We start from the raw sequence: 8541 nt of genomic DNA on the forward strand, positions 1-8541 counted from the left end.
GCCGCCGCGGCCGTCGGCCATGACGCCCGGACTACCGCCGGCGTTCGACACGGTCATTGCGCGCGGCATGGCCAAAGATCCGCAAGTCCGTTACCAGTCGGTGCAGGAACTGGCCGAGGCCGCGCGCGCGGCGCTGTCCAACACCGTGACATCGGCCCCGCACGCACCCATTGCACCGACCCAGCCCCAGCCTGAGACGCCGGCCGCGCCGTCTCACGCGTCCAACTGGTCGATCTGGGTGGGCGTCGCCGCGGCGGCAGTGCTGATTCTGGTGGCGGCCGTCGTTTTCGTCTACGTCCGCCATGACGACAAGTCTTCTTCTCCCCCCACCGCGCCCCCGCCGCCGACCAGCAACAAGGTGCCCGACACCAGTGAGACCGTCGCCAACGGGCCTAATCTGCCTGCGCTGCCGGCATTTTCGCCACCGGCCAACGTGGGCGCCAACTGTCAGTACCCGTCGTCGACCGATCCGGCGGCCAAATCGGTGAAGCCGCCGCGGACCGGCACCGTGCCCACCAACCCGGCGCAGGTTCCCGTGACCATGACCACCAATCAGGGCGCCATCGGCCTGAATTTGGCCAACAACAAGGCCCCCTGCACGGTGAACAGTTTCGTCAGCCTGGCCCAGCAGGGCTTCTTCGACGACACCCAGTGCCATCGCCTGACCACCGCGCAGTCGCTGAGCGTATTGCAGTGCGGTGACCCCAAAGGCGACGGAACCGGCGGTCCCGGTTACGAATTCGCCAACGAGTATCCGACCAACCAGTTCCCCCCGCGCGATCGCGCCCTGAACCAGCCGATGGTGTATCCGCGCGGGACGATCGCCATGGCCAACGCCGGAGTCGACACCAACGGCAGCCAGTTCTTCCTGGTGTACGACGACTCCGAACTACCGCCGCAGTACACGGTTTTCGGCACCATGGACGAGGCGGGCACGGCCGTCGTCGAGAAGATCGCCAAGGGCGGCGTCGTCGGCGGCGGCGACGACGGAACACCGGCGACCACCGTCACCATCACCTCGATACGGCTGGACTAGCTGCTACGCGGCCGAAGTGACCCGGTAGACGTCGTAAACGCCCTCGACGTTGCGGACCACATTGAGCAGGTGACCGAGATGCTTCGGGTCGCCCATCTCAAAAGTGAAGCGGCTGATCGCAACTCGGTCACCCGACGTGGTCACCGAAGCGGACAGGATGTTGACCTTCTCGTCGGCCAACACCCGGGTGACGTCGGAGAGCAGACGGTGCCGGTCGAGCGCTTCGACCTGGATGGCCACCAGGAACACCGACGACGGCGATGGCGCCCACAGGACCTCGATGATCCGCTCCGACTGCTGTTGCAGCGAGGCGGCATTGGTGCAGTCGGTGCGGTGCACACTGACCCCACCGCCACGGGTGACGAACCCCATGATCGCGTCGCCGGGCACCGGCGTGCAGCACTTGGCGAGCTTGGTCAGCACGCCGGGCGCGCCGGGCACCGACACCCCGACATCGTCGGTGCTGCGCTGGCGGCGCGCGATGGTGGTCGGCGTGGACCGCTCGGCCAGCTCCTCTTCGGCCTGGTCGATGCCACCTAGTTCGGCGAGCAGGCGCTGCACGGCGTGCTTGGCCGAGACATGCCCCTCACCGATCGCGGTGTAGAGAGCCGAGACGTCGGTGTAGTGCAGTTCGCGCGCGACCGCCGACATGGATTCGGCATTGACCAAGCGCTGCAACGGAAGTCCACCGCGGCGGACCTCACGCGCCATGGCTTCCTTGCCGGCCTCCAGCGCCTCCTCGCGGCGCTCCTTGGCGAACCACTGCCGGATCTTGGTCTTGGCGCGTGGGGACACCACGAACTGCTGCCAGTCTCGGGACGGTCCGGCGTTGGGCGCTTTGGAGGTGAAAACCTCCACCACTTCCCCGTTATCGAGTTTGCGTTCCAGCGCCACCAGCCGACCGTTGACGCGCGCGCCGATACACCGGTGGCCGACCTCGGTGTGCACCGCGTAGGCGAAGTCGACCGGCGTGGAGCCGGCCGGCAAGGTGATGACGTCACCTTTAGGGGTGAACACGAAAATCTCTTGGACCGCAAGGTCATAGCGCAGCGACTCCAGGAATTCGCCGGGGTCGGCGGCCTCGCGTTGCCAGTCGAGCAGTTGACGCATCCAGGCCATGTCGTCGATCTCTGCCGCGGCGTGCGGATGCGGAACCCCGTTGCGGCCCTTGGATTCTTTGTAGCGCCAGTGCGCAGCGATGCCGTATTCGGCGGTGCGGTGCATGTCGCGGGTGCGGATCTGCACTTCCAGCGGCTTGCCCTCGGGCCCGACCACGGTGGTGTGCAGTGACTGGTAGACGCCGTAGCGAGGTTGGGCGATGTAGTCCTTGAACCGGCCGGCCATCGGCTGCCACAGCGAATGCACGACCCCGACCGCGGCGTAGCAGTCGCGGATTTCGTCGCACAGGATGCGGATGCCGACCAGGTCGTGAATGTCGTCGAAGTCGCGGCCCTTGACGATCATCTTCTGGTAGATCGACCAGTAGTGCTTGGGCCGCCCCTCCACGGTCGCCTTGATTTTCGACGCGTTGAGCGTGTTGGTGATCTCGGCGCGCACCTTGGCCAGGTAGGTGTCGCGCGACGGCGCCCGCCCGGCCACCAGGCGGACGATCTCCTCGTACTTCTTCGGGTGCAGGATCGCGAACGACAGGTCTTCCAGTTCCCACTTGACGCTCGCCATGCCCAGCCGGTGGGCCAGGGGCGCAATCACTTCCAGCGTCTCGCGGGCTTTGCGGGCCTGCTTCTCCGGCGGCAGGAAGCGCATGGTGCGCATGTTGTGCAGCCGGTCGGCGACCTTGATCACCAGCACCCGCGGGTCGCGGGCCATCGCGGTGATCATCTTGCGGATGGTCTCGCCTTCAGCGGCGCTGCCCAGCACCACCCGGTCCAGCTTGGTCACCCCGTCGACGAGATGACCGACCTCCTCACCGAATTCCTCGCTCAACGCCTCGAGCGTGTACCCGGTGTCCTCGACCGTGTCGTGCAGGAGCGCGGCGACCAAAGTGGTGGTGTCCATGCCCAACTCGGCCAGGATGTTCGCCACGGCCAGCGGGTGGGTGATGTAGGGATCGCCGGAGTGGCGCAGTTGGCTGGCGTGCCGCTGGTCGGCGACCTCGTACGCCCGCTGCAGCAGCGACAGGTCGGCCTTGGGATAGACCTCGCGGTGCACCGCCACCAGCGGCTCGAGCACCGGGTTGACGGCGCTGCGCTGGGCGGTCATGCGACGGGCTAGGCGAGCCCGCACCCGGCGGGACGCGCTGCTCGATGTCTTGAGAGTTTCTGCTGGCGGCTCGGCTGTATCCGGTACCGCCTCAACCGCAGTGCTGGCGTCCGCGGGCGCAACATCCTGCACTGTGGTCTGGTCGTCGGCCACGGTCGTCACCTCCGACCTCGAGGATATCTCGTCGATTGTCATTGCCCGCCGCTTCCGACGTTACGTGCCGAGGGTGCATTGGCGGCGTCGAGTGTGCGCCAGCGGCGGGGAAATCGACGCAACCGCGCCGTCACAGCACACTGGGAGCCGCTAGTTCACACTCGAACGACGAGGGCGGCCCCAGGCCGCGGCCTAGACCCGGCTCAGGCTGTGCACCGCCAGCGGCGCGATCGCCTCGCGGCCACCCAGCGCGGGCAGTTCGACGACCACTGCCGCCTTGGTGACGTTGGCGCCCGCGCGCTCGAGCAGCCGGCTCGCGGCGCCCAAGGTGCCGCCGGTGGCCAACACGTCGTCGATGAGCACCACGTTGAGGCCTTCGAGGTCGAGGCCGTCGGCGGGAATCTCGATGGTGGCCGGGCCGTATTCGCGGTTGTAGTCCTCCCGCAGCACCGGTGGCGGCAGCTTGCCGCTCTTGCGGATGGACAACACACCGGTCCCCAGTCGCGCGGCGATCGCCGCGGCCACCAACGAGCCGCGCGATTCAATGCCGGCCACCAGATCCGCGCCCTTGGCGGTCTCAGCCAGCGCGTCGATCACCGCGCTCATCGCTTCCCGGTCGGCGAACAGCGGAGTCAGGTCCTTGAACTGGACTCCGGGTTCGGGAAAGTCGGCGACGTCACGCGTCAACGACGCGATCACGTCAGCCACGGGCGCGCTTTCCCTGACAGTCGTCATTGCACCAAAGCCCATCGGTCCATGTTCCAGCCCGCTCCCCAGCGGGTCGGATTCCTGCTCACGGCATACATCTTTTTCGACATCAACAACGTCCGCTGCTGCCGATACAACGGCAATGTCGGCATGTCACCCCAGAGTACCGGCGAGCCCTCGGCGAGCAATCGGACACGCTCAGCGGCGTCGGCGGACACCGCCAGCGCCCCGATGATGCCGTCGACCTGGGGATTCGAATAGCCCGACAAGTTGTTCCCGTTGCCGCTGTGCAGGTCGTAAGCGTCCAGGGACGACGAACCGGTGGACCCGCTACCGGTCGCCCCACCGGTACTGGCCAGCAGTGCGTCGATCTTTCCATCGCGCAGCGCCTGCGGTCCGGGTGTGTCCAAACTCACATCTGTAACGGTGATTCCGGCCGGTCCGCACGCTTTGGCGATGGCACCTACGGTCGCCGCCAGGCGTGCGTTGGGCCCCCGGTACCCCACCCGAACAGTCAGCGGAGCCCCGCCCATCGCAGTGCGCGCGGCGACGGGATCGGCCCGGGCGAACTGCGCGGCTTCGGCGGATCCGTCGGCCGCGGCAACGGCGTCCTCGGTCGCCGGACTCAGCCTCGAGTTGGCGATCGCCACCCCCGCGTCCTTGGCGATGGTGTCGCGCGGAGTGCACAGTGCCACTGCCCGGCGGGCGCGGGCCTGTGCCAACTCCCCGCGCGGGGCGAAGATGAGCTGCTGAATTCCCGCCGAAGCGTAGTCGGAGCGTTCGTAATTGTCCGGGGTCGTCAGGGTTCCCGACGACCCGGCGGCGACGTCGACCACGTCGACGTTGCGGTTGTTGATGCGGTCTTGAATGTCGACCGCCTGAGGCCACACCGTGACGCGTTTGGTGATCGCCTTGGCTCCCCACCAACGATCGTTGGCGACCAGCACCACGCCGCCGCCGTCCAGGACGGACTGGATCTTGTACGGGCCCGACGACGGGAAGCGTTTGACGTCGATGCCGGGTTTGAGGTCCCAGGTGGTGTTCCACAGTCTGGCGATCTGTTCGATCACCGGCGTCTTGTTGGTCAGGAGCGCGGCGGTGACGTCGGTGCCCAGTAGGTCACCGATGACGTGTGCGGGCATCATCGCGGTCGCGGTGAACAGCTGGGCGTAGTCCACGACGCTGCGGTCCGGGATGAACGACACCCGCGCCTTCTTTTGCCCGGGGGTGCACTCGACGTTGGCGATGTCGCCGTAGCCGGCATGGGTCGCAGCGTCGAAACCAGGGAACCGCCCGGACTGGGCCGCCCACGCCAACACCATGTCGTCGCAGGTCACCGGCTTGCCGTCGGAGTACACGGCGTTGTCGGCAATTTGGTAGTCGAGCACCAGCGGGGCGCCGCCGACGACTGAGACGGTGCCGAAGTCGTGGTCAGCGACCACCTGCCCGTCGGGTCCGTGATAGCCGAAGCCGGTCAGCGCGCGGGCGAACGCCTGCGCCGCCGCCGACGAGGCGCCGACCACCGTATTGGCGTTGTAGGTAGCGACGGTTCCGTCGACCACGTAGTCGATCTGTCCGGCCGCGCTGCCCGAGCATCCGGTGAGCGGCCCGGCCACCAGGGCGGCCGTCAGGCCGATAACCACCAGAGCTCGCCGAAAGCCAAGACGCCGACGCCAGGTGGCCATCGCGCCTACCGCCGGCCGGCGTTTCGCTTGCCGGTCGGTCGCCGGGTGCCGGTGGGTCGGACCGGCCGGGCGCCGGGCGCCGGCTTGCTCGACGGCGCCGGCTTGGTCGGTGCGGGTTCGGATTCGGTGTTCGAGGCTTCCACAGTGGCTTCCGTGGCGGGTGCGACTTCCGGCGCCTCGTCCTCGGCCGCCTCGGCCGTGTCGGTGCCGGTGGCCGCGGCGGTGCGGCGGCGCCGTTCCACCCGGCGGGTGTGGTTACGCACCAGCTCGGTGCGTTCACGCAAGGTGACCAACAACGGCGTGGCGAAGAAGATGGACGAATAAGTGCCGACGATGATGCCGATCAGCTGGACCAGCGCCAGGTCCTTCAGCGTCCCGACGCCGAGCAGCCACACCGCCACGACCATCAACGCCAGCACCGGAAGCACAGAGATCAGGCTGGTGTTGATCGATCGCATAAAGGTCTGGTTGACCGCGAGATTGGCGTGTTCGGCGAAGGTCCGCCGGGTGGTGTGCTGGAAGCCGTGCGTGTTCTCCTCGACCTTGTCGAACACGATGACGGTGTCGTAGAGCGAGAAGCCGAGGATGGTCAGCAGGCCGATCACCGTGGCCGGAGTGACTTCGAAGCCCACCAGTGAGTACACCCCGGCGGTGACGGTCAGGTCGAACACCATGGCCGCCAACGCCGAAAGGGTCATGTAGCGCTCGTAGCGCACGGTGATGTAGAGGGCCACCAGCACCAAGAACACCGCCAGCGCGATCACCGCTTTCTTGGTGATCTGACCGCCCCAGGTCTCGGACACCGCCGCGTCGCTGATCGCCTTCTTGCTGGGCTTACCGTCGGCGCCTTTGGGCTGGAACGCGTCGAACAACGCATTGCGCAGCTTTTCGGTCTGGTCGTTGGACAACGTTTCCGACCGGATCTGCACCGTCGCCGACGATCCCTTGCCGACGGTGACCACCGATTCGGGATCGTTGCCCAGCGTCTTCTTGAACACGTCCTCGACTTGGGAGACCTGGACGGTGCCCGACGCGCCGGCGCTCGGCATCGACACCGTCGTGCCGCCCTTGAAGTCGATGCCGAAACTGAAGCCGCGCAGGATGATGCTGAGGATCGCGATGGCCATGATGGCCCCGCTGATGCCGTACCAGAGCTTGCGGCGCCCCACCACCTCGAACGCGCCGGTGCCGGTGTAGAGCCGCGACAGGAAGCTGTGCTGGGGCAGTTTGGTGTTCTTGTCGCTCACCGGCGCCACTTCCGTGGTGGCTTCGGTGATTTCCACCGCCTGAGTGTCGGCGTCTTTCTTGTCGGTCTTGGCTTTTGCCGCCATGGCGTTATCCCCGTCCCGTCTTCGCGGCCACCGCGCGGCGTTCGCGCGCGACCTGTTGCACGGCGCCCAGGCCGTTGTAGGCGGGCTTGGCCAACCGCGACGACTTGGAGGCCAGGTAGACCAGCGGCCAGGTCACCAGGAACACCACCACCAGGTCGAGGATCGTGGTGAGCCCCAACGTGAAAGCGAAACCCTTCACCTGTCCGATGGCCAGGAAGTACAACACCGCGGCCGCCAGGAAGGTCACCGCATTACCCGAGACGATGGTCTTGCGGGCGCGGGCCCAGCCGCGCGGAACGGCCGATCGGAACGAACGGCCTTCCCGGATCTCGTCTTTGATGCGCTCGAAGAACACCACGAACGAGTCGGCCGTTGTTCCGATACCGATGATCAGACCCGCGATGCCGGCCAGGTCCAGGGTGTAGTTGATATACCTGCCCAACAACACCAGGATGGCGAAAACCATTGCGCCCGAAGCTATCAACGACAGCGCCGTGAGCAAACCCAAGACCCGGTAGTAAAGCAGCGAATAGGCAAGCACCAACGCCAGGCCGATCGCACCGGCGATCAACCCGGCGCGCAGCGACGTCAGGCCCAACGTCGCCGAAACCGTCTGTGCCTCAGAAGATTCGAACGACAGCGGCAGCGATCCGTACTTGAGCACATTGGCCAGCTGGCGCGCGGTGGATGCGTTGAAAGGCGGCTCCCCGCCGCTGATCTGAGTGCGGCCGCCCGGGATCGCTTCGTTGATCACCGGCGCGCTGACCACCTGGGAGTCCAAGGTGAAAGCGGTCTGGGTGCCGACGTGCGCGGCGGTGTAGTCGGCCCAGACGTTGGCCGCCGGACCCTTGAATTGCAAGTCGACGACGTAGCCGATGCTGCGCTGATCCATTCCCGATTGCGCATTCTGGATTTGGTCACCGCTGATGATGGACGGCGCCAACAGATAGGCGGTCTTGTGGTCGGTCGAGCAGGTGACCAGCGGCAGCTTGGGGTCGTCATTGCCGGCGAGGATGTCCTCTTTGTCGCACCGCGTCGCCTCGAACTGCAGCGCCACCATCTGGATGTACTGGCTGGTGCTTTGCCGCCACTTCTTTTCCTGTGCGATGCGCTCCGCCAGGTCCTTGCGGGGATCCGGCGGCGCCGGCGCCTCGGCCGGCGGCGGTGTGTCACCGGCCGGCGCTGGACCTGGCGCCGGAGCGGGAGCCGGAGCCGGGCCGGGAGCCGGCGCTGGGCTGGGGGCAGGCGTCGGCTCCTCGGGGTAGGGACGCGGCTGCGGGGCCGGTGCGGGCGCCGGCGCTCCGCCGGGTGCACCGGGCTGACCGGGCGGCGGAGCCGGTTGTGCGCCCGGCCCAGGCGCAGGCGCGGGCTTCGGTTCGGGCGGCGGTGCCCCCTGCGCGGGCATCGA

At 67.2% G+C, this 8541-nt stretch carries 6 protein-coding genes; 1 reads left to right on the top strand and 5 read right to left on the bottom strand.

Features of this window, described 5'->3' with window-relative positions:
* Window positions 1-67 precede the first annotated feature (67 nt).
* Window positions 68-1036 carry a peptidylprolyl isomerase gene (locus A9W95_RS10260; RefSeq protein ID WP_082983012.1) on the top strand — a complete coding sequence of 323 codons (969 nt, stop codon included), beginning with the start codon at window positions 68-70 and terminating at the stop codon, window positions 1034-1036.
* A gap of 3 nt (window positions 1037-1039) precedes the next feature.
* Here the strand turns inward: A9W95_RS10260 and A9W95_RS10265 are convergent, their stop codons facing one another.
* The 5 genes from A9W95_RS10265 to secD all read right to left on the bottom strand — a co-directional run.
* Window positions 1040-3409 (bottom strand): bifunctional (p)ppGpp synthetase/guanosine-3',5'-bis(diphosphate) 3'-pyrophosphohydrolase, encoded by a 2370-nt coding sequence (locus A9W95_RS10265; protein ID WP_067411693.1) that lies wholly within the window; start codon window positions 3407-3409, stop codon window positions 1040-1042.
* Window positions 3410-3601: 192 nt separating this feature from the next.
* Window positions 3602-4144 (bottom strand): adenine phosphoribosyltransferase, encoded by a 543-nt coding sequence (locus A9W95_RS10270; protein WP_067411684.1) that lies wholly within the window; start codon window positions 4142-4144, stop codon window positions 3602-3604.
* Complete coding sequence (locus A9W95_RS10275) at window positions 4141-5802, bottom strand: ABC transporter substrate-binding protein (protein WP_067411687.1); 1662 nt, start codon at window positions 5800-5802, stop codon at window positions 4141-4143. The genes A9W95_RS10270 and A9W95_RS10275 overlap by 4 nt, the downstream gene beginning before the upstream one ends.
* Before the next feature lie 5 nt (window positions 5803-5807).
* A complete protein-coding gene (gene secF, locus A9W95_RS10280; RefSeq protein WP_067411690.1) occupies window positions 5808-7133 on the bottom strand; it encodes a protein translocase subunit SecF in 1326 nt (441 codons plus the stop codon).
* Window positions 7134-7137: 4 nt separating this feature from the next.
* Window positions 7138-8541: protein translocase subunit SecD (gene secD / locus A9W95_RS10285; RefSeq protein WP_067411697.1), on the bottom strand; the 1404-nt coding region annotated here is incomplete at its 5' end.

The organism is Mycobacterium sp. 1423905.2 (assembly GCF_001673155.1).
GTDB lineage: Bacteria > Actinomycetota > Actinomycetes > Mycobacteriales > Mycobacteriaceae > Mycobacterium.

What these genes read in the sequence shown, in the direction of transcription:
- A9W95_RS10260 (WP_082983012.1), top strand. Translation starts at nt 68, where the DNA reads ATGGCCAAAGATCCGCAAGTCCGTTACCAGTCGGTGCAGGAACTGGCC.
- A9W95_RS10270 (WP_067411684.1), bottom strand. Translation starts at nt 4,144, where the DNA reads ATGACGACTGTCAGGGAAAGCGCGCCCGTGGCTGACGTGATCGCGTCG.
- secF (WP_067411690.1), bottom strand. Translation starts at nt 7,133, where the DNA reads ATGGCGGCAAAAGCCAAGACCGACAAGAAAGACGCCGACACTCAGGCG.
- A9W95_RS10275 (WP_067411687.1), bottom strand. Translation starts at nt 5,802, where the DNA reads ATGGCCACCTGGCGTCGGCGTCTTGGCTTTCGGCGAGCTCTGGTGGTT.